Raw genomic sequence first — 20,245 nt, forward strand, 5'->3', positions numbered from 1 at the left:
GTCTGACCATGCGTGGGGACGAGCTGTTCGAGCTCGTGGACGCGTTGCTGTGCGCGGATGGCCCGGTGACGTCGCCGGTGGACCTGACGCTGGTGGCTGAGCACCGGCGTGGGCACGGCGCCATGTACGACGCCCTGAACAGCGGGAACATCGACGTGCCCCGGCTGCGGCAGGTGCTGGCCGGCCTGCCCATGCCGCGGGCCGCCGACGGCCGCCTGGTCCTGGCGGTCGATGTCAGCAACTGGCTCCGCCCCGACGCGCCGACCAGCGCGGACCGCCTGTTCTGTCATGTCTACGGCCGCAGCGGACGGTCCTCGGACCAGTTCGTGCCCGGCTGGCCGTACTCGTTCGTCGCCGCCCTCGAATCGGGCCGGACGTCCTGGTGCCAGCTCCTGGACGCCGTCCGTCTCGGCCCCGAGGACGACCTCGCCGAGGCCACCGCTACCCAACTCCGCCGGGTGGTCACGGACCTGATCGAGATGGGCCGGTGGCACGTCGGCGACCGCGACATCCTGGTTGTCTTCGACGCCGGCTACGACGCCCCGCGCATGGCCCACCTCCTGCGCGGGCTGCCGGTCGAGGTCCTTGGACGCATGCGCTCGGACCGGGTGATGCGACGGCCGACGCCCTCGCTCAAGGAGTACGCCCTGGCCTATCCCCAGGGCGGGCGACCGCCCAAGCACGGCAAGGAGTTCCGCTTCGCCAAGCCTGAGACCTGGGGTGATCCGGACGCGGCCACGGTGCGGGTCACCGACCGGTACGGCACCGCCCGCGCGATGGCCTGGGACCGCATCCACCCCCGCCTGACCACCCGCTCCGCATGGATCGACCACACCGGCGAGCTCCCCATCATCGAAGGCACGCTGATCCGCCTCCAGGTCGACCGCCTGCCCGGCGGCGGAGACCCGCTGCCCCTCTGGCTGTGGTCGTCGGCCACTGGCCTGAACAGCGGGGACGTCGATGTGTGCTGGCAGGCGTTCCTGAGGAGATTCGACATCGAACACCTCTTTAGGATGATGAAACAGACTCTCGGGTGGACCCGTCCGAAGCTGCGAACCCCCGAGGCCAGCGAGGGCTGGACCTGGCTGATCATCGCCGCGCACACCCAGATCCGTCTTCTGCGCGACGCCGCCGCCGACTTGCGGCGGCCGTGGGAGAAGCCCGCCGAGCATGGCCGGCTCGCTCCGGCCCGGGTCCCCGAGGGTTTCGGAACCTCCGCCCACACCTGCGCTGTCCGGCCCGTGCACCCAAACCGTCCCGTCCGGGTCCGGGACGGCCGCTCGGCTCGAAGAACCGGCGGCCCGCCACCCGCTACGACGTGGGCAAGACCGTCAAACGACCCGAAACACTCGTCGCTCTGCGTGACAGCCGACGATAAGGAACAAGCTGAGAAGCTGTGTCAGATCCGGTGATCTGTGACGTTCTGTGACTGATGGGCCGGTCAGTGGAGCTAGGCGAGGAACGACAGCCGCCCGAGCTTGTCGACGTGGATGGCATGGTCGGACCACTCGACGTGCTGGACGTCGTCGGTGCAGCCCACATCGATGTCCTGGCAGAAGTAGCCGGTTTCCTCGCCGGGCTCTGCGGTGAACACCTTCGGAAGCCGGTCGCACCGCGGATCCACCGGTGCCGTTGGGCCCTTCCGTCGTCCCGTTCTTCCCGGTCTCCCAGGCGAACCTGTCGTAGACCGACTGGGCGGTGTGAACGGTCTTCAGCGGCTGGGCCGTGTAGACGAAGTCCTGGCTGAAGGCCCCGGCGCTGCCCGACGTGTTGCCCTTGCTGGTGACCAGCCACGGTACCGTCACCCCCTCGAAGGACACGGTGCAGCGGACGGTCTCGCCGCGTGGCCGCATGACCTCGCCATCGCACTTGCCGGGACCGGTCTCGCCGATGACGCCGGCCATGCGCAGCGTCTCCTGCCGCAGGTGGTTGAGCACCTTCTCGACGGGCTCCGCCTCGAGCTCCGGCGACGGGAGGGCGTCCTCCAACTCGGAGTCGACGATGCCGGGATGCCGTTGGCTCGGTTCGATCTCCACCGGCCGCTTCTCGCCCTCTGCCTCCGAGAGCTTCGGCTTCGCATCGCAGCCGCTCGGCTCGTCGGCGCAGCCACCGACCAGGGCCACGACTGCTGCCACGGCCGGGATCACAAGACGCCTCATCGCCTCATCTCACCGTCCATCCGCTCGAGCTCGCTGGCGCACCCTTCGCCGCGAGGGCCGACGAGGCGCGTGGCCTCCGAGACCGAGAAGTTCCACCGGAGGGCCGCCGCCAGGTATCTGATCGTCCGTCTCTACCGCGATCGCGACGGCCAGCACCGTCCCGATCACGCCGACTGTTGTTCATGGCTCAGCATGTCGAACGCCGCGTAGCCGACTTGCTGCTTCCTCCTCTGCGCTCCATGAGACGGACCAGCACGGTAACAATCTGAGGCGGGGAGGGGTCCCGAGGAGCAGCCTGAACGCTGAACTGGACAACCCGCGCTGCACCGCTACCCAGATTGCCTCCCTGCTGCGCACCTGGAAACCCTGACCGTCCGCTGTCCTGCCTGCTCGTCACACGGCACGGTGCAGGCCGTCCGCAACACCGGACGGGGCTGAGCCTAAGCTCCGTCCGGTGGAGACGTTCTGGATCACTGCGGCTGCCGTCCTGTGGGGTGTCGGCACGGGCCTGCTCATACCGCGCGCCGCGTACCGGCTTTCCGTACCGCCCGGTGAGCCGTGGCGGGCGGTGTGTCCTGCTGGACACCCCGTCGCCGGTGCCGGGAACGGTTGGCTGGGGCGAGCCCGCTGCGCCGACGGCGACTCGTACGGCCCCAGCATGCCCGTCCTCGCCACCGTTTCAGCTGCGGCCTGCGCCGTCCTGGCGGCCGCCACGGGTGTGCGCCCCGAGCTGGTGGTCTGGCTGCTGCTCGCCCCGGCCGGGGTGCTGCTCGCCATCGTCGACGCCAGGGCGCACCGGCTGCCCGACGTGCTTACGCTGCCGCTTGCCGTGGCCGTGCTCGTTCTGCTCGGCGTTGTCGCGTTGCTGCCCGGGGCCGACGGCAGTTGGAAGACCGCGCTGCTCGGCTCGGTCGCGCTGGGCGCGGGCTTCTTCGCGATGTTCCTGATCGCACCCCGGGGCTTGGGGTTCGGCGATGTGAAGCTCGCCCTCGCCCTCGGCGCTGTTCTGGGCTGGCGCGGCTGGGGAATCTTGCTGGCCGGCACCTTCGCCGGATACCTGCTGTTCTCCCTGTACGGGATCGGCCTCATCCTCACTCGCCGCTCGAGCCGTACCAAGGCGATCCCGGTCGGGCCGTTCGTTCTCGCCGGGACGCTTGTGGGCACGCTTCTTGGCTCGTGCGCCCAGTGACCTTGGGCCGGTCTGCCCCCGGCTACGCGGCGGCGAACTGAAGGAGTCCGGGAACGCCCTGTAAAGCGTGGTGCAGAAGGCCGTGATCAGGGCATTTCCCTTGTGCGACTGGGGTGTTGAGGGCTGATCCGTTGTGGGTGGAGACGTTCACGGTGCTGCGCATGAAGCAGTTCGAGCGGTTGCTGAAGATGGTGCGGGAGCGGGGTGGCGACGGGCCGCGGATCGGGTGATCGTGGTGTCTGCCGCTTGCCGACCGGGTGCTGGTGGTGGCTGTCTACTACCGGACGAACCTGACCATGCGGCAGCTTGCGCCGCTGTTCGGGCTCTCGCCTGCCACGGTGTGCTGGGTCATCCAGCGGCTCCGACCTCTCCTCGCGCTTGAGCCGGCCTCCCGTCCGGTCGATGCCGCGGACCGGCTGTGGATCGTGGACGGCACACTTGTCCCGGTCCACGACCGCAAGGTCGGTGCTTCGAGCCACAGCTCTTTCTCCGCACAACCCAGCGGCGGGCACAGAAGACTGACGGCTATCCGAGCACGGTCGGGCGTGCCCGACTGACCTTTCTTCCGTCAAGCCGACTCGACACGGCAGGATCGCCGCCATGAGAATTCTTGTACTCGGCGGGACCTGGTTCCTGGGGCGGGCGGTCGCGCAGACCGCGTTCGATCGCGGCTGGGAAGTGACGGTGTTCAATCGCGGCCGTTCCGGCTCCGCACCAGAAGGAGCCCGGACGGTCCGCGGCGACCGCACAGACGCCGCAGACCTCGCGCGCCTGGCCGGTGAAGGCCCGTGGGATGCCGTCGTGGACACGTCCGCCTCCGAGATGGCGCCGCGCGATGTCCTCGCCGGCGCCCGCGCGCTGGAGCCGGTATCCGGCCGGTACGTGTACGTCTCCACCGTGAACGCCTACCGTGGATGGCCGAACGATCCGCTGACGGAGGACTCTGAAGTCCTGGACGGCCCGCCGGATGCCGACGCCGACTACGGGCGGCTCCCGGACGACTGGGACGGCCCGGACTGGTACTACGGCAGGCAGAAGGCGGGCGCGGAGAGGGCGACCACCGCAGCGTTCGGTGAAGACCGGGCGGTGATACTGCGCCCAGGCGTCATCCTCGGGCCCGGCGAGTACGTCGGCCGGCTCCCGTGGTGGCTCCACCGCGCCACCCGCGGCTGACGCTCGAGGGAGGGCTTGTTGGTGTACAGGGTGGCGGCTGGCCTGGTGTGTTGCTGGTTTGTTGAGAGGCCGGGTGACCGGTTCCAGCGGGGTGGCCGGGGTGTGTGAGCTGGGGTTGTGTGTTGTGTGCTGAGTCTGGCTTGGTTCGTCGTTGGTAGCTCTGGCGTGAAAAGGATCGGCCGGTGTTTGTGCTGGTCAGGGCTGTTTGTGCTGGCGGGGTGGTGGGGTTAGCGGCCTCGTGTGCGGGGGCGGTGGTGGGTTTCGGCGAGGTGGTCGAGGCGGATGGCCTCGAGTGATTGCTTGGTGATGCGTTCGGTGCCGTCACTGATGGCGGTGATGGCGGCTTGGCGGATGAGTCGTGTGAGGGATCCGATGCGGCCGGCGGTGCGCTGGTGGAGGTAGGGGGCGTGGCGGGGGAGGGCGCCGTTTTTGTGGTGGGTGAGGTCGAGGTTGTTCTCGATGTCGGTGATGACGTCGCGGAAGGGTTCACGTGATCCGTGGCGGGCGGGGAGGGGGCCGCAGGTGATGAGGGTGGCGCGTCCGGCGAGCTGGGCGCCGCGGGTGCCGGAGAAGAGAGGTGTGTCGGTGACGTCGATGCCGGCGTAGACGAACGTGGCCCGCAGGCGTTCGGTGAGATCTTTCAAGAGGTCGGCGGCCTGCGCGCCGGTGGTGGTGCGGGGGTTGAGGCGGTGGATTTCGTCGATGAGGACGAGTTGGACACCCGCCTGGGTGTAGGTGTGGCAGACGGCGTCGGTGATCTGGGTCTGGGTCATGCGGGTGGTGGTGGGGATGCCGAGGTAGCGGGCGAATTCGGTGATGAGGGTTTTCGCGGTGGCGCCGGGCGGGACGAGGACGTACGCGACGGGTACCGCGGCGTGGGTTGACCCGGGTGGTGCGGGGTTTTTGCGGGTGTGGGCGAGGTGGCAGGCGCGGCCGACGTGGAGGAGGGCGGTGGTTTTCCCGGCTGCGGCGGGTCCGGTGACGATCAGTGAGGGTCGTGCGGTGGCCTGTTGGTGGCGGCCGAGGATCATCAGGGTGCGGACCTGGGTGGCGAGGGTGCTGATCGCGGGGGTGCGGATGGTGACGAAGCTGGAGTGGTAGGCGAGGCGCTCTTCGGTACTGCGGGGCGGGGCGCCGGGCTGGGGCGGGGTGACGGGGGCGGCGGTGGCGAAGCGGTGCCAGCCCTGCCAGGTGGTCAGGGGCCACGACGGCTCGGCGGCACCGCCGTCCGCGCCGCCGGCGGTGGCTGCTGTGCTGCTTGGGCTCTGTGGGCATGGGCTTACCACTTGTCGGCTTCCTCGTATGCGTCGTAGAGCCCGAATCCGGTGGCCGCGGCGGGGTGGGTGTCGTCGTGGGGGAGGTCGTCGATGCTGTCGTCCTCGTCCCACTGCGCTGGGTCGTCGGCGCTCTGGCCCGTGTCGTGTTCTGGGCGGCGGGCTGCGGGGAGGGGGAGGGCGGCGGTGCGGGCTACGAGTGCCTGTTCTGCTTTGGTGGCGTGGCCGCTGTGGACGCGTCGCATGAGCTGGTCGAGAGCGTCGGCGAGGTCGGCTTCGTACTGCTCGGCGTCGTGGTGGTTGCCGTGCAGGGTGAGGGTTCTGATGTGCTGCCAGGTGCGGTCGTTGAACGGCTGGTGGACGTGGTCGCGGTGGATCCAGCCGATCTCGGTGAGCTGGCCGTCGGGCAGGCGGATCCAGATCTGGCGGACGTTGGGGGTTGTAGTGGATCTCCCATTTCCCGCCTCGGCCGGTGTGGGGGGAGGGCTGGCCGCGGTAGGGGGCGAGGAGGTCCGCGTCGTAGGTGCGGTGGTGGATGCGGATGCCGGAGGCGGTGATGGCCTGCCAGCGCACGGGCAGCAGTTCGAGGTAGTCGTGGCCGGTCAACGGGACGGGGACGTATCCGGCGACGGCGACGAGCGCGGCCCACATCTGGTTCGGAGTGAGGGCCTTGCGGGGCATCATCGGGTGGCGCAGGCCTTCGTGGGGGCGGTGGTGGTAGTGCACCAGCCACTCATCAAGCAGGTCCTGCAGCTGGGCGACGCTGTAGCAGGCGTCTTGTTCGGCGTCGGGGCCGCGGCGGGTGACGTCGGATCCGGTGTAGCCGGGCAGGTGCTGGCAGAACAGATGGTTGATGGTGCCGAAGGCGCGCTCGACGATGCCTTTGGCGGTGGGAGCGAAGGGCGGGGCGGGCTGGACGCTGATGCCGAGGGTTTCGCAGGCGGCGGTGAACGCCCGGGAGACGAAAACTTTGCCCCGGTCGACGACGATCGTCTCGGGCAGGACGACCGGCCTAGCCGCCGCCCCCGCCAGGCGCTCATCGAGCGTGGTCAGCCGTTGGTAGGGGAGTGCGGGGGCGTGGTCCATGCGCAGGATGTTGGGCCAGGTGGGGCGGGCGGGGTGCGGGACGGCCATCTCCGCCAGCAGCAGGGCCGCGTCGACGGCCTTGGTCGCACTCGGGCGCAGCACGGCGGCGAGGATGGCGCGGGTGGCGACGTCGATGGCGATGGTGAGTTCGGGGCGGGCGAGGGTGCCGTCGTCGAAGAGGGCGAGGACGTCCAGGCGGGTGGTGTCGACCTGGACCTGCTCGCCGGGCCGCAAGGCCGTGGTGGGGGTGAAGGCCCGCCCGTCGAAGCTCGCGGGCGTCTGCCGCACGGGCCCTGCGGGTAGTTCGCCGGGGCGGGCGAGGGTGGTGACGAGCCGGTACAGGGTGGCCTGGGACGGCGCGGGCACCGTACCGGGCCCGTGCCGGTCCTGAAGGATCTGGTTGATCAGCGGGAACAGGCCGTTGATGGTGCCCTTGGAGCGGCCGCGCCGGCGGCGCAGCGCCTCGCGGACGGCGGCGACGACCCGTTCGTCGGCCCGCCCCGTGGGACTGGGGGCGCGCGTGCTGCGGTGGTCGAGAAGCCCCCACAGACCTTGTTTGCGGTAGGCGAGCCGCATGCGCTGCACCGTGGTGCGTGAGACGCGGCGAAGCCGAGCGCGGTCAGTTCCTCGGCTTTGGCCTGCTCGCGCTGGGCCAGCGTGTACTGTTCGGGGTCGTACTGCGGCCGCACCGCGCCGTCGCTGCCGGGTCCGCCGGCAAGGCCGCATTCAACCTCTCTCACGTGCCGCTGCCAGGCCAGTGCCTTCTCGCGCGCCGCGGCGGGGGCGGTCTCGAACAGCCCCCACTGCGGGGCCGCCTGGGGCACATCAGCCCCGATGACGGTGAAGCCGGGGTCGGCGAACAGGTGCCCGGCGAGCACGGCCTGGCCGCCGCCGTCCGGGCCGACGAGGTGGATGTCCTGCCCGGACAGGGCGACCACCTGCCACTTCACGCCGCGGAAGCGGACGTGAGCTCCGACCTTCACGGCCGGCCGGGCATTGCGCCGCGCGCTCACCCGGCACCTTCCGTCTTGCCGGGGCCGCTCCAGCCCTGCGGGCCGATCAGGACGCGTTCGTGCAGTGGCGTTTCCAGGTCTGCTGTCAGCTGTCTGTGCCACAGGGCGTGGAAGACGGCGGGGAGGACTGCGATCGGGTCGCCGGTGGCTTCGGCGCCTTCGATCAGCGGCCGCGGCCGCGCGAACGCCTCAAGGACGGCCGCTGTCAGGCCGGTCGGGCCGGCGTTGCGGGGGTGGCGGTAGCCGGCCAGCCATTTCAGGTTGGCGGCCAGGATGTCGTCGAGCGGTGGGAGGCGGCGGTAGGTCCAGCCGATGTGTGCGCACGCTTCCGCGACGGCCCTTGCGGCGTTGAGGGCACGTTCGCCGCCGGTGTCGGGGTGGCTGGGGCAGTCGGCGAGCAGGGCGGTGCCGTCGGTGTAGCGGGCGAAGAGCTGCGGCACCCAGGAACGCACCTGCCCGCGGGGGTTGCGCCACAGCAGCCGTGCCGGCCGCCCCGCCAGGGCGGTCACGCGCGGATCGCGGTCGAGGACGATCAGCTGGGTGCGCATCGCGTTCGATCCCGCAGAAACGTGCCGTCCGGTCGTGGACGACCACCACAGGCCCGGTCCCCACCGCCGCCCCGGGATCACCGGGAATGCGGACACCGGCGCCAGGTCCTCGAACGCCACCGCGAGGGCGGCGTCCGCCCACCGCTGCTGGACCACCTGCCCGACGGGGTCGAGAAAGACCACCTCGAACCCGGTAGGGCGACCGGCCGCCACCCGCCCTGCCCGGCTTCCTGGCCTGGCCGTATCTGCGTTGATCACCTGCTTCAGCCAAGCCGTGTCCGCGTGCAGGCAGGGTGGTTTTGGGGATTCCTGCCGCGAACGGGTACCGCGTGCGCTAACGGTTGACGAGCCCCCTCTGGCGGCTGTTCCGCGCTTGCCGGGCGGTCCTTCAGCCGCTGTCTTCCTGGCCGGCCGTCAGTATGTCCATCAAGGCGTCGGGAGACATGTCCGCCCACTGGGCGACCTCGTCCAGGGGCATCCCGGCGTTCGCCGCGGCCAGGGCGGTCCGCTTCCACGCGTTCTCGATCAGGTCGGCGCTGTGGCGGAGGCTGCGCAGGAGCTGCCGGGCAACATCGGCGGTAGGCCCGGTCTGCGCTCCGCGCAGTTGGAGCAGCTGTTCCTCGGCGCTCTCGATCGCCCGGGTGATCAGCGCCCGCTGTTCGGCGGGCACCGCCGCGCGCCACATCCTGCCCGACCCGGGCGCCTTCTTCTCCTTGCCCAATACCCGCAGTTGCCCGGCCATGGTCGCGCACTGGTGCTCCTGGCGCAGCCACCATGGATCGTTGTCGTATCCGGGTGGCCCGCCAGCGCCGCGGCGAAGGCGGATGACGCTACCCATCCAGGAGGTCAGCGGGCCGCCGTAGTCGGTCGCGGCCAGCGGCCCCAGCCACGGTCGGCCGACCCGCTCACCGAGTCGGCGGCAGAACATTCCATCGGCGGGCAGCGCCCGCGGCCGTCCGGCGCCGCTGTCCGCCCACGCCAGCTCGGCCATGGCCGGGTCCAGCAGCGCGTCGGCGACGGCCACCACCTCGGGGAAGACGACCGCGTCCCGCCCCACGATCCGCCACCGTTCCAGATCACCGCCGGCGTTACCGCCTGCGACCTGGTGCAGGCGCCGCGGCCAGATGGTCTCCCGCTCCCAGTTGAGGGCCTGTTCCCACCACCGGGCCACCACCGCGTGCGCCAGCGCGAACACCCGCTCTGGCTCCGCGCCGGTCCGTACCGCTCGCCGCGCCACCCCGGTCCACCGCCGCTGCGCCGCGGCCACTTCCGGCAGATGCCGCACGTCCAGATACTCCAGGGGCTGGTCGGCGTCCGCGTCCAGGAGCCACCGCCCGTGCCGGACACACACCCGGGACCACCGCGGCGCGTACCGCACCACCCGCACGGCCGTCCCCGTACGCCGGGCCGTGCACAGGCGGCAGCCGAATGCCACCGGCCCCGCGACCGCGCCGCCGATCCGCCACGCCGCCGCCGGCGCTCCGTCCTCCCCGGCGGGCAGCTTGGCGTCCTCCTGTTCCCAGGACGGCAGCGCCCGCACCAGCACGTCTTCCTTGACCCCGCACAGGCCTGCCAGGAGCTGCCGTCCGGCTGCGTTCAGCAGCGCCTCGGCATCGGCTCGCGCGCCCCCGCCGTCGTGTCCGGGCTGGTAGTTGCGCCAGTGCCAGCAGGACCGCAGCACCTTCGCTTCCATCCCGTAGCGGCTCGCGATGCGGCAGATCAGCGACGAGGTCGTCTCTCCCTGCAGGGGAGCGGTGCGCAGCAGGCCGGGGGGAGGGGTCACTCCACCACGGTCTCGTGTTCGCCGTCCCGGGCGGGCACTTTCACAACGGATGCCCAACGGATCAGGCACACCGGATTGGCGCGGGAGGCTGTGGAGAGCTGACCCGCTCGATGAAGCGGCTTCGCCCTCTGACAGCGCGTCCACGGAGCTCCTCAGCCACCTGGGCATGGCGCATCCGCCGACCACGGCCCGGCCCGCCGCATTCCCGCCCTCCCCCAGACAGCCAGCCCCCTAAAAGCCGCGCCCCCTGCTGCCCGTCAGTCCTGTGCGCTGGTACGCAGCCGGTGGGCGAGGGTTTGCTGCCATGCCTGGTCGGTGGCCGGGAGGGCAGCGTGGCAGATACGTGTGAGGGTGCCGTCGGCCAGCCAGCTCAGGTAGCGGCGTCGGCAGGTCTGGAAGGAGCCCAGGGCCTGGGGGAGGCGTCGCCAGGCCTGCCGGGTGCAGGCGATGTGGATGATGGCTTCCAGGATCTGCCGTTCGCTGCGGCGGCCGCCGGTGTGCGAGGGCGGGGGCAGCAGGGCGGACAGGGAGTGCCAGGCGGTGTCGCTGATCCGCGGCTGCCACACCAACACCCTGCCGGCCAGCGCCTCCAGTTGGTCGATCAGGTCCTGCTGTTCTGGGTGCGGCAGTGGCTGCCGGTCCTGCTGCTCGCCCAGCCATGCGGTGGCCTGTTCGGCATCCGGTGCGCCCGGCCACCAGGCGATGCCGTCGGGGAGGCCGGCCAGGTGGTGGCGGCAGGCCCACCACATGCGCTGCCAGGCGACCGGCCAGGGCGGGTTCCACCAGGTATCGATAGCGGTCAGTTGCCGGCCCAGGCGGGTGGGCCGGCCGTGGGGGTGCTGACGCTGGCGTACCTGGTTGAGCCAGGTTCCCAGGGCGAATCCGGTGTCGGTGCGGGTGGGCTTGGAGACGGCGAGGTGGCCGTGGCGGGCGGCGTAGGCGCGGGCCTGGGCCAGGCCGTCGGCGGCCGGGCGGCGCCGGCCGGGCCAGGCGTTAAACCGTTCGGCCTCGGCCGCGGGCAGCCCGAGCTCGGCGAGCAGCTGCTGCTGGCCGTCGTGCAGCTGCGGGTAGTGGGTGATCTGGTGGCGCAGCCACCGCTCAAGCCAGCGCGGCAGCCCCTGCAGGTTGTCCCCGCCGTGTACCGGCCCGCGCTCCCTCACGTGGGTGCGGGCGCGGTACCAGGCCCGCTGCCAGTCGACCGGCCACGGCGGGTTCCACCAGGCATCCAGTGCGCCGAGCTGTTCCGCCTGCCGGCGGGTCAGCGACGCCGCGTCGGCACGCCGGTTGGCCAGCCACCGCCCCAGATCGAAGCCCGCACCGGCCCGGCCGCTGGTGTGGGGGAGCGCCAGGTGTCCCCACCGCGCCGCGTGAGCCCGCGCGTGCTCGAGCCCCTCGGCGAACAGCTCCTCGTGCCGCCGCGTCAGGCCCTGACCGTGCCCGGTACGCCGCGGCACAGCCGGCTCCGCCCGCCACCCTCCCGCCCCCGCCCCCGCAGCCCCGCCCGGACCCGCGCCGGTATCGAAGGCGGGTGCCAGCAGACGCAGGCCCGGGCCCACCTCCACGGGCCGGTGCGCGCTGCGCACCCACCACATCCCCCGCCCGGGCGGCGGCAGCACCGCCGCGGGCCGGCGCTGCTCGCGGGCCACCGCCTGCACCCACACCGACAACGGCCCTGCCTGATCAGGCTGTTCGACCTCCCCCAGCCAGTCCCGTCCCAGCCGGGCACCCAACGCGGCCACGAACCCCTCCCCACCCGGCCTGCGCACCAGCCCCGGCGCTGCGCCCCCGGCAGCCAGCTCCCGTACCACCGGATCGCTCAACGCCGCCGCCACCGTCACCACCTCGGGAAAGACCACCACGTCCCGCACCAGCAGCCGCCACTGCCGCTCCCCCCAGCCCGGCGGTTCCGGATACCGCCGGCAGGTGGCCGCCACCACCTGTTCCAGACGCGGCCCCCACACCCGCTCCCGCGCCCAGAACTCCTCCCGCTCCCACCACCCGCACACCACCGCCCGCGCCAGCGCGAACACCTCCCCGCCCACCACCCCCACCCCCACCCCCACGCCCGCGCCCGCCTCAGCCCGGACTATTCGGCCAAAACGCCGCTGCGCACCGTCCAGCTCCCGCCCCAGGCACCCGACATCGGCGAACTCCCACGGATGCCCCTCACCCGCATCCAGCAGCCACCGCCCATGGCGCACACACAAACCGCCGCCACCGCGCCCGGTACACCCACACCCGCCCCGCACCCGGGCCGCCCCTAGCCGCACACAGCCGGCAGCCGGACACCACCGGCCCCCACTCCGAGGACCCCACCCGCCACCCGCCCACCCTTGTCTCCCACCGCCACGGCCGGCCAGCGCTGCAGGCCCGGCCGACCACGACGGCAACGCCCGCGCCAGATGCCCGCCCGGCACCCGGCACCAGCCGGCCAGCTGCTCCTGCGCCGCCTCGTCGAGAAGGACCTCGCCGTCCGGGCGCACACCGCGCGCTTGGTGCACGGGATTCGCCCACCGCCAGCACGCCGTCAGGTCGCCGGCCTGCAGCCCGTAGGCGGCCGCGACCCGGTGCAGGAACGACCACGTCGTCTCACCGGACATCGGCACCACCCGCAACACTCCACGCACACGCTCACTCGCCTTCCGGCGCAGCCCTCTCAGCAGGTCGCGGCTCTCGTCGGACCGAGGCTGCCCTGCTGCACCTTCCTCCTCGCTTTCTCCTACTGCCACGTCCCACCGCTTGTTCCAGGTAGAGGGCACTGGTCGCTGCTCCACGCAGACCACATCGGGCAGGTCGGACTCTGGAAAGCTGAGGATAGGGACGCCGGCGCGCTGCGGCGCTCCTTCCGGACGGTCCACGCCGCGCAGGCCCAGCACGCCCTGTGCGCCGAGGCCGACTTCGAGATGCCGCACGAGTCGTGAGGACGCGGGCTGTCCAGGGCTGTGCGCTGGGCGACCGGCCCGCAGGGGGCGGCCTGGGGCAGGGCCACGGCCGCCGCCGATACATAGAACACCTGCCGTACGCATTTCGTACGGCAAACGTACGCTATCCGTACGGTTAGTGGGCTAGGGTGTTGCTCAGGAGGTGTTCGATGTCCGAGTTGTTCGATCGGATCGATGCGCTGGTCGCGTCCCGGTCTGTGCTGCCGCCGTCGGCGGAACGTAAGCGGCTGCGCCAGGCACACGGCCTGACGCTGGACGAAGTTGCCGCAGCCCTGGACGTTCGGCGGGCAACCGTCAGCGGCTGGGAGGCCGGTAAGACCGAGCCCAGACCGCCGGAGCGTGACGCGTATGCGCGGATGCTCAAGCAGCTCGCGGAGCTCTACCCCGCCCCCACCAACCCCGCCGCACCCGAGCAGGACACGGCGGTGCCTGAGACATTCACCGGCGAGCCTGCCCCCGCTCCACAAGTCCGGACTCTGGCCGCGGCGCCGGTCTCCGAGGCTGCGGCCATGACTGCGACCGAGAACACCCAGACCTCTGCCCCCGTCGCCCCAGCTCCGGCCGCTGCGTCGCGTCCGGCGCGCACCGCCAGGCCGTCGTCGACGTCGCGCCGTCCGGGCGCGCGGAAGGCGCCTCCGGCCGGTACTCCTGCGGGTGGCACGGATCCGCGGTTTGTGAACGGTCCGCTGGCGGTCGTCGATGTCGAGGACGGGCAGGTGCTGGCGTACTGCGTCGGCGGCCTGGTCCTGGAGGTGCCCGCCAAGAGCATCCCGGCCCTGGTGGAGTGGACGCTCAAGGAGGCGCGGCTCGGGCAGCCGAAGCTGTCCGGGCCGGGCAAGGACGCCGATCCGCTACTTGTGCTCACCGAGTCCGCGCTGGAGCGTTACGGCCTCCCCGTCGCCCTCACGGAGGAGGAGCGGCTCGCCGGGCGGATTCCGGAGGGTCACAAGGTCATCAAGCAACTGGCGCGTGCCGACTGGAAGCTGACCAAGCGCGGGTTCGGGCCGTGGGCGAGGATCTACCGTCCCGCCACCGGTTCGGAGCGTGCCTGCGTGCAGCTGTGCATCCCGTCGTGGCACGCGCTCGACACCCGGCACTGGGGCGAGGCCGGGAAGCTGGCGCCGGCGGAACTCGCCCGCGTGCTGGGCGTGTACGCGTCCCGGGTGATGACGCCGCGCGGATCGACCGCCGTGACCGGTCTGGAGCTGATGACCGCGCTGCACCCGCCGACCCGGGCCTCCGAGCCGGACGCCGACGGCAAGCGGCACTCCGAGCACAACCCCGGCTCGCTCGGGAAGGACCCGGTGGACTGCGCGCCGTGCGAGGCCCCCGACGGGCACCCGCTCCTGGCGGACCTGCCGCGGTTCCACGTGCGCGGTCCGGCGGAGAAGTTGTTCGAGGAGGCGTACGACTGGGCGCGGCCGATGACGGATGCCGAGTGCACCCTGCGGCACCTGGTGGGCATCGACGTGAACATGGCCTTCGCCGCCGGAGCCAACGGCCTGGTCGTCGGCCTCGGTGCGCCGACGCATGTGAAGGCGCCGGTGTTCGATGCGAAGCTGCCCGGCTCGTGGCTGGTGGACCTCTCGCACGTCGACCTGTCCCGGGTGAGGGTCGCCAAGAACAAATGGGCAGACTTGGACGCGAGTCTGCTGCCGAGCCCGTTCACGCCGAAGGGCGAGCGGCCCGAGGGGCCGGCCTGGTACGCGACGCCGACCGTGGCGTACGCGGTGGAGCTCGGCTACGACGTCGCGCCGATCGAGGCGTACGTCCGGTACGAGAGCGGCCGCTACCTGGACGGCTGGTACAACCGGCTGCGGGACGCCTACCTGACCACGATGGCTGACCTCGGCGTGCACGCGGACCTGTCGCCGGAGGACTTCCTGGCGGCGATGGACGGCTACAAGGAGCGTGACCCGGAGCTGGCGATCGTCGTCTCTGCGGTCAAGGCGACGGTCAAGGGCGGCCTGGGCAAGCTGCGCGAGCGCCCGCGCGGTGAGCGCTGGCGGCCGGGCGAGCCGTGGCGGGCCTTGTCCCGGCCGACGTGGCGGCCGGACATCCGCGCGGCGGTCATCTCCCGCACCCGGATCAACCTGCACCGAAAGATCGTCAAGCACGCGGCGTTCACCGGGCAGTACCCGGTCGCGGTCCTGTCCGACTGCGTCGTCTACGCCGTCGACGGCACCAGCCCGCTGGACTTCCTGCCGTACCGGGACGGCAAGCCGCTGCCGGGCGGCTTCAAGCTCGGCATCAACCCGGGCCTGGTCAAGCACGAGGGCACCCAGAGCGTCTTGTGGGGCGAAGAGGTCCGCGAGCGGTTCAACGCGCCGGAGCTCAACCTCGCCCGGTACATCAAGGACGGCACCGTCACCGACGTCGACAACGGAGAGTAGGAGAAGGCGACGATGAGCCTGTTCGGGGACGGCCTGGAAGCCGCGGTGCAGAAGGCGTTCACCCGCCCCGCGCCCAAGAGCGCGCCCGCGCAGATGCGGTACCTGGTCAAGCAGCTCAAGGGCACCAAGGCGGTCGCCCAGATGCTGCGGATCTCCCAGCGCACCGTCGAGCGGTACGTGAAGGACCAGATCAAAAAGCCGCGCCCGGACCTCGCAGCCCGGCTGGAGCGCGAGGTGAAGAAGCGGTGGCAGCCGCAGATTAGGGCCAAGGCCCGGCAGAAGGCGGCGACCACGGGCGGCATCGTCGTCGACACCCGGGCCCGGCTCGGCTACACCGCGCCGATCGGGTCGACGGATCAGGACCGCATCCGGCACCTGACCGTCGCCCTGCCGCCCCGCTACGCCGCCCGCCTCTTCGACGCCCAGGAGCAGGGCGCCACCGAGCAGCGCCTGCAGGAGATCGCGGCTGAGGCACTCAAGGAGGTGTACTTCCAGGACGGCGGCCGCCGCGCCGGGCAGTTGGAGGAGGTCCGCTTCACGGACATCGAGCACCTCGAGTTCGACCTGTAGATCTCGAACAGCCGCGAGCCCCGTCGACAGCATCATGCTGTGGTCAGAGCCGGTCGGCAGCTCGGAGTTCGATGTCGACCACGGTGGAGGCGATTTCGTCCTTGCGCCACTGCTCGGGGGAGTTGTGGCGCACCAGGCCGCCCGCGTAGGCCATGTGCAGCAGTTCTGCCTTGGTGTGGTTGCGCATCAGCTCGTTCTTGCGCTGCGCCCGCGCCCGGCCCCGTGCTGCCTGGGTCTCGCGCTCTTCCCCCGTCACCGTGTCGCCCTGGTCGTGGTCCTCCTGGGCCTGTGCGTCCGACGACGCGGGCCGGACGGAACCGTCGCCCATGCCGCCGGACGGGGCCGGCACCGCTGCGGCCTTCGCCCAGGGCGCACCCAAGGCGGCGAGGGCGGCCTGCTGCTCGGAAGTGAGCTTGTCCCACCTCGCCCGGGCGTTCGAAGTCCATACGCCCAGTTTCACGACCATCGGTTCCGTCTCGCCGTCGACCGTGATCTCCTCAGCGTGGCTGCGTGGTACAGGCCGGTTGGCGCCTTCCCGTTCCACCCACTGTGCGAGGGCGGTCAGGCCACGCTGGAACGCTTGCTGCGCCTTGCTCGGGCCCTTGGTCGCACGCGTTGCCGCCGGGGCGGGAGTCGGCGCCTCAGTGGGCTTGATGCCCAGCTTGGATAGCCGTTCCTGCTGCTCGGTGGACAGTTGCGCCCAGGTGCTCGCCTCGCGTTGCCGTGCGAGCCATCGTCCGATGTCGTCGCCGTCGAAGGTCACGCCGGGTGCGATCTCGGGCAGGTGGCCGTCGGTGTCGACGAGGTCGGCGAGGATGCGGTAGTGACGTTGCCAGTCCAGAGGCCACGGACAGTCCCAGTCCTCGTCGATGGCGGTCAGTTGCGCGGCCCGAGCCTGCGCGCGTTCGGGGTTTTTTCCGAGGCCGCCTTTGCGGCGGAGGTTGGCCATGTGCTGTCCGATGGGCACCAGGCCCTCGGCCTCGCTCTCGCCCCAGACGGCGTCCTGGCGGGGTGCGAGATGCCCGGTGGCCCGCCGGTAGGAGCGGAGCGTGGCGAGTTTGTTCTCCCATGCCTCTTCCCCCGGCTCCCAGACCATCCCGGCCTCGGGAGCGTCCAGGAGCTCCCTGCGCCGCAGCTCCAGTTCCCCGGCCCGCAGTGCCTTTCGCTGCTGGTGCACCCACCTGCCCAACGGGAAGCCCTTTGTGACGCCGACCGTCGTCTCGGTGTCGTAGGGGACGGCGTAGAGGCCGGTGATGTGGTTCTCCTTCCGCCAGCGCAGCAGGGCTTGGTAGCCCTCGAGCCACACCAGGGACTCCGGCCGGTAGACCCGGGTGCGCAGGAAGGCCGCGATGGTCGACGCGTCGCGCGGGCTGGAGAAGTGGAGCAGGGCCGACTCGGCGGCGGCGTCGGTGTCGTCCTGCTCCTGGTCCTTGCCGTCGCTCTCGCCGCCGGTCCCGACGATCCGCCCGTTCTCATCGCGCTGGACGTGCACCTTGCGTTTCCCGCTGCTGAGGGCGCGGGAGGCGAGTTGCTCAACGAGTCGTTCATCATGACTGCGGAGGCCTTGGAGGACGGCTACGAGAGGGCGGAACGAGGCGGAGGCCACCATGTCCGTCGGGTCCTCGCCGGGCTCCAGGAAGATCGGCACGATGATGCGCGCGATCTTCGTGCTGCCGTCGCGGTTCAGCCGGAGCGTGCGGCCGATGTTCTGCACGATCTCGACCTGGGAGCCGCGGGTGTCGGCGAAGCAGATCGCCTCCACTCCGCGTTCGCCGGTGATGTCGACGCCTTCCCCGAGGACCCGCACCGAGGCGAGGAACGCGCGGTGGACCCGGCGGCCGGCGGCGTCGATGCCGTTGGCGAACTGCCGCAGCACCTCGCGGCGTTCGGATACGAGGTGGTCGCCGCACAGCCATGCCGACCACACCCGGTCCGGGGGTACGTGGCGACCTGCTTCCAGCTCGTAGAACTCCGCGTCGATCGACGATGCGGGGAGCCGGTCTGCGGCCGCCAGGTCGTCGTCGGAGGCGTCATTCATGTACAGCTCCGCGGCCGTCTCCGCCATCTTCTCCGCGAACGCCGCTGCCTCCTCAACCTTCTGATGGAAGGTCATCACGGTGCGCAGGTTCCACCTTGCGGCGTGCTCCAGGAGCGCGGTCTGCAGTAGGGCCAGGCGCCGGCCTCGCTGCGCCTCCTCCGATTCCCCGAGGACCGGGGAGGGGTCGCGGATCTCCAGCACGTCGATCTCGAACCCGGCGAGGATTGCGCGTTCGATCGCCTCGCTTAGCCCAAGCTCAGCCAGCCACGGCCCGTAGGTTTCCGAGTCCTGGCCCATGGTCGCGATCTCCACCTCCTGGCCGTCCGTGCCCTTCTGCGGGCGGGGCGAGGCGAGGATGCGGGGGGTGGCGGTGAGGTAGAGCCGGAAGTCGGCGGGGATACGGGCGTTGTCGTGGATCGCCGCCCACGGACGACCAAGATCACCGGCAGTTCCATGAGCCTCATCCACGATCGCGAGGTCGAAGCCCGCCATCTGCTGGCCGTACAGCCGCTCTCCGCCCGCCAGAGCGGCCTCCAGCGGCCCGCGGACCTTCCGCTGGCCCACGGGTGCATCGATGTCCTCACGGTCCACCAGAGAGGCGTATGTGGCAAGCACGACGACCGGCCCGGACCCGGCCCACAGGGCGAGCTGGATCGGGTTGGTGGTGGTGCGCACCCCCAGCGAGTTGAGCACCGGGTCGTTCTCCAGTGAGCAGACCGCGACCATGGGGGAGCGGTGGCCGACCAGGCGCCACGCCTGGGCGGTCTGCACGAGCAGGTCCAGGGTCGGCACGGTCACGAGGATCCGGCCGCCCGGGAAGCACTCCAGCGCACACGCGGCTGCCGTGATCGTCTTGCCGGATCCGGTCGCGGACACGATCGTGCCCCGAGCACCCTGAGGGGGCACAGACGATCTTGCAGGAAATCCCACCCATTTACGGAAGGCGGCCTTCTGGTCGATCTGGTGTTCCCTGAGCGAGATGACCTGCATTTCTGATTCCCTTTTCGGGTAGGACCCGGCGGTGTTGTGTGAGGTTATTTCGAGGGTGTGTCGGTGCCGTCGAGTCCTCTGAGTCCCCATGCGTCGAGTCCGGCGTAGATGGTGGCGGTCTGGCAGCGGGGCGCTTCCATGACCTCGGCTTCGCCGCGGTAGATGGCGATCAGCGAGTCGTTGCCGCGCCACCAGGCGTCTGCGAGGCCGGCAACCTCCGGCACGGCCTCGAACCCGTCCAGCTCGAGGTCGTCCACGGCAGCGCCCGTCAACGTCGCAGTGGTACGCGCGCACCTACGGGCGTGATCCGCCAGGGCCAGAGACTCAACCCACCCTGCGATGCTGGCATGCAAGGGCACCCACGTCCCGGCGTGAAGCCCGAACTCTCCGTTCGGACCGATCACGAACGCATAGGGAAGAGCCGTACGCTGCGCGCCGGCTTCGAAGAGCCAGTCACGGGCCGGCCTCTCGGGTACGTCCCCGCGGAACGCCCGAGGCCCCCCGTCATAGTGAGGAGAAGGAGGAAGGACCAGGCCGCCCCAGACAGCCTCGAAGGCGGACACCCGATCGATCTGCCCCTCAGGTACCCCGTGCTCCATCCATCGAGCCCTGTACTGCTCTATATTTCCGCGACCAGTCCAGTAGCCGTGGCACCTAATGAAATACTTAGCCCTGCGGGTGAGCCCTCCAGGGATTACCTCACTGACGACCATCGTTCCGCCCCTACTCCATTTTTGCCAATAATACATGCTGCATCAAGCTGGGGCAGCGATACACTAGAACCGACACGAACGAGCAACCCCCCTCGTAGCCAGCCCGGCCCGCGGCAGCGGGCCCCAAGGTTCTGGAGGCGCAGCCGGAAAGACCGTCAGGCGGGGGAGCGCAGCGGACCCGCCCCCCAAGGCTGGAGCGCAGCGGAGGCCTGACAACGGGGCGTAGCCCCGCCGGTCCGGGAGCGCAGCGGACGGACCGTCAACCTGACTGCGCAGCAGTCAGGTTGAGCGGGCCGCGGAGCGGCCCGCCAGCGCTCCCGCGGAGCGGGAGCGCAACACCCATGCGCAGCATGGGTGTTCGCTTGCACATCGCG

Annotated in this window: 12 protein-coding genes and 2 pseudogenes; 6 read left to right on the forward strand and 8 right to left on the reverse strand. The window is 71.0% G+C overall.

The features are described 5' to 3' along the window. The first annotated feature begins 8 nt into the window (after window positions 1-8). Entirely contained in the window at window positions 9-1,412 is a 1,404-nt protein-coding gene (locus JIX56_RS47495) for an NF041680 family putative transposase (protein ID WP_306819932.1), read from the forward strand. 38 nt (window positions 1,413-1,450) lie between these two features. On the opposite strand, the gene JIX56_RS47500 is transcribed toward JIX56_RS47495, so the two are convergent. Beyond that, a complete protein-coding gene (locus JIX56_RS47500; RefSeq protein ID WP_257536693.1) occupies window positions 1,451-1,594 on the reverse strand; it encodes a hypothetical protein in 144 nt (47 codons plus the stop codon). Between the two features lie 1,019 nt (window positions 1,595-2,613). Between JIX56_RS47500 and JIX56_RS47505 the strand changes: the two genes are divergently transcribed. The 3 genes and pseudogenes from JIX56_RS47505 to JIX56_RS47515 all read left to right on the forward strand — a co-directional run. Further along, on the forward strand, window positions 2,614-3,348 hold the full coding sequence (locus tag JIX56_RS47505) for a prepilin peptidase (protein WP_257536692.1): 735 nt from the start codon (window positions 2,614-2,616) through the stop codon (window positions 3,346-3,348). Between the two features lie 161 nt (window positions 3,349-3,509). After that, window positions 3,510-3,842 (forward strand): annotated as a pseudogene (locus tag JIX56_RS47510) (helix-turn-helix domain-containing protein); the annotation flags it as partial. A gap of 106 nt (window positions 3,843-3,948) precedes the next feature. Beyond that, a pseudogene (locus JIX56_RS47515) lies at window positions 3,949-4,518 on the forward strand (NAD-dependent epimerase/dehydratase family protein); the annotation flags it as partial. Window positions 4,519-4,748: 230 nt separating this feature from the next. Here the strand turns inward: JIX56_RS47515 and JIX56_RS47520 are convergent. From JIX56_RS47520 to JIX56_RS47540, 5 genes are all read right to left on the reverse strand, one after another. Further along, window positions 4,749-5,720 (reverse strand): TniB family NTP-binding protein, encoded by a 972-nt coding sequence (locus JIX56_RS47520; RefSeq protein WP_257550676.1) that lies wholly within the window; start codon window positions 5,718-5,720, stop codon window positions 4,749-4,751. A 1,565-nt stretch (window positions 5,721-7,285) separates the two neighbouring features. Further along, window positions 7,286-7,894: a hypothetical protein gene (locus tag JIX56_RS47815; RefSeq protein ID WP_306819809.1), complete on the reverse strand. Its 609-nt coding sequence runs from the start codon at window positions 7,892-7,894 to the stop codon at window positions 7,286-7,288. Continuing rightward, entirely contained in the window at window positions 7,891-8,625 is a 735-nt protein-coding gene (locus JIX56_RS47530) for a TnsA-like heteromeric transposase endonuclease subunit (protein WP_257536691.1), read from the reverse strand. The genes JIX56_RS47815 and JIX56_RS47530 overlap by 4 nt, the downstream gene beginning before the upstream one ends. 205 nt (window positions 8,626-8,830) lie before the next feature. Further along, the gene (locus JIX56_RS47535) at window positions 8,831-10,225 is read right to left on the reverse strand and encodes a TniQ family protein (RefSeq protein WP_257536690.1); all 1,395 of its coding nucleotides are present in this window, start codon (window positions 10,223-10,225) and stop codon (window positions 8,831-8,833) included. A 257-nt stretch (window positions 10,226-10,482) separates the two neighbouring features. Then, window positions 10,483-12,426, reverse strand: coding sequence for a Helicase associated domain protein (locus JIX56_RS47540; protein WP_257536689.1), 1,944 nt, complete (start codon window positions 12,424-12,426; stop codon window positions 10,483-10,485). Between the two features lie 890 nt (window positions 12,427-13,316). On the opposite strand from JIX56_RS47540, the gene tap reads away from it, so the two are divergent. Together tap and tpg are read left to right on the forward strand one after the other, a co-directional pair. Then, window positions 13,317-15,560 carry a telomere-associated protein Tap gene (gene tap, locus JIX56_RS47545; RefSeq protein WP_257536688.1) on the forward strand — a complete coding sequence of 748 codons (2,244 nt, stop codon included), beginning with the start codon at window positions 13,317-13,319 and terminating at the stop codon, window positions 15,558-15,560. Window positions 15,561-15,572: 12 nt separating this feature from the next. Then, the gene (gene tpg, locus JIX56_RS47550) at window positions 15,573-16,130 is read left to right on the forward strand and encodes a telomere-protecting terminal protein Tpg (protein WP_257536687.1); all 558 of its coding nucleotides are present in this window, start codon (window positions 15,573-15,575) and stop codon (window positions 16,128-16,130) included. Between the two features lie 43 nt (window positions 16,131-16,173). On the opposite strand, the gene JIX56_RS47555 is transcribed toward tpg, so the two are convergent. Further along, window positions 16,174-19,158 (reverse strand): DEAD/DEAH box helicase, encoded by a 2,985-nt coding sequence (locus JIX56_RS47555; RefSeq protein ID WP_257536686.1) that lies wholly within the window; start codon window positions 19,156-19,158, stop codon window positions 16,174-16,176. Between the two features lie 44 nt (window positions 19,159-19,202). Further along, entirely contained in the window at window positions 19,203-19,430 is a 228-nt protein-coding gene (locus JIX56_RS47820; RefSeq protein WP_306819808.1) for a hypothetical protein, read from the reverse strand. Between the last annotated feature and the right edge of the window lie 815 nt (window positions 19,431-20,245).

Origin of the sequence: Streptomyces sp. CA-210063 (assembly GCF_024612015.1) — a bacterium.
Lineage (GTDB): Bacteria > Actinomycetota > Actinomycetes > Streptomycetales > Streptomycetaceae > Streptomyces.

What these genes read in the sequence shown, in the direction of transcription:
- JIX56_RS47495 (WP_306819932.1), top strand. Translation starts at nt 9, where the DNA reads ATGCGTGGGGACGAGCTGTTCGAGCTCGTGGACGCGTTGCTGTGCGCG.
- tap (WP_257536688.1), top strand. Translation starts at nt 13,317, where the DNA reads ATGTCCGAGTTGTTCGATCGGATCGATGCGCTGGTCGCGTCCCGGTCT.
- tpg (WP_257536687.1), top strand. Translation starts at nt 15,573, where the DNA reads ATGAGCCTGTTCGGGGACGGCCTGGAAGCCGCGGTGCAGAAGGCGTTC.
- JIX56_RS47555 (WP_257536686.1), bottom strand. Translation starts at nt 19,158, where the DNA reads ATGCAGGTCATCTCGCTCAGGGAACACCAGATCGACCAGAAGGCCGCC.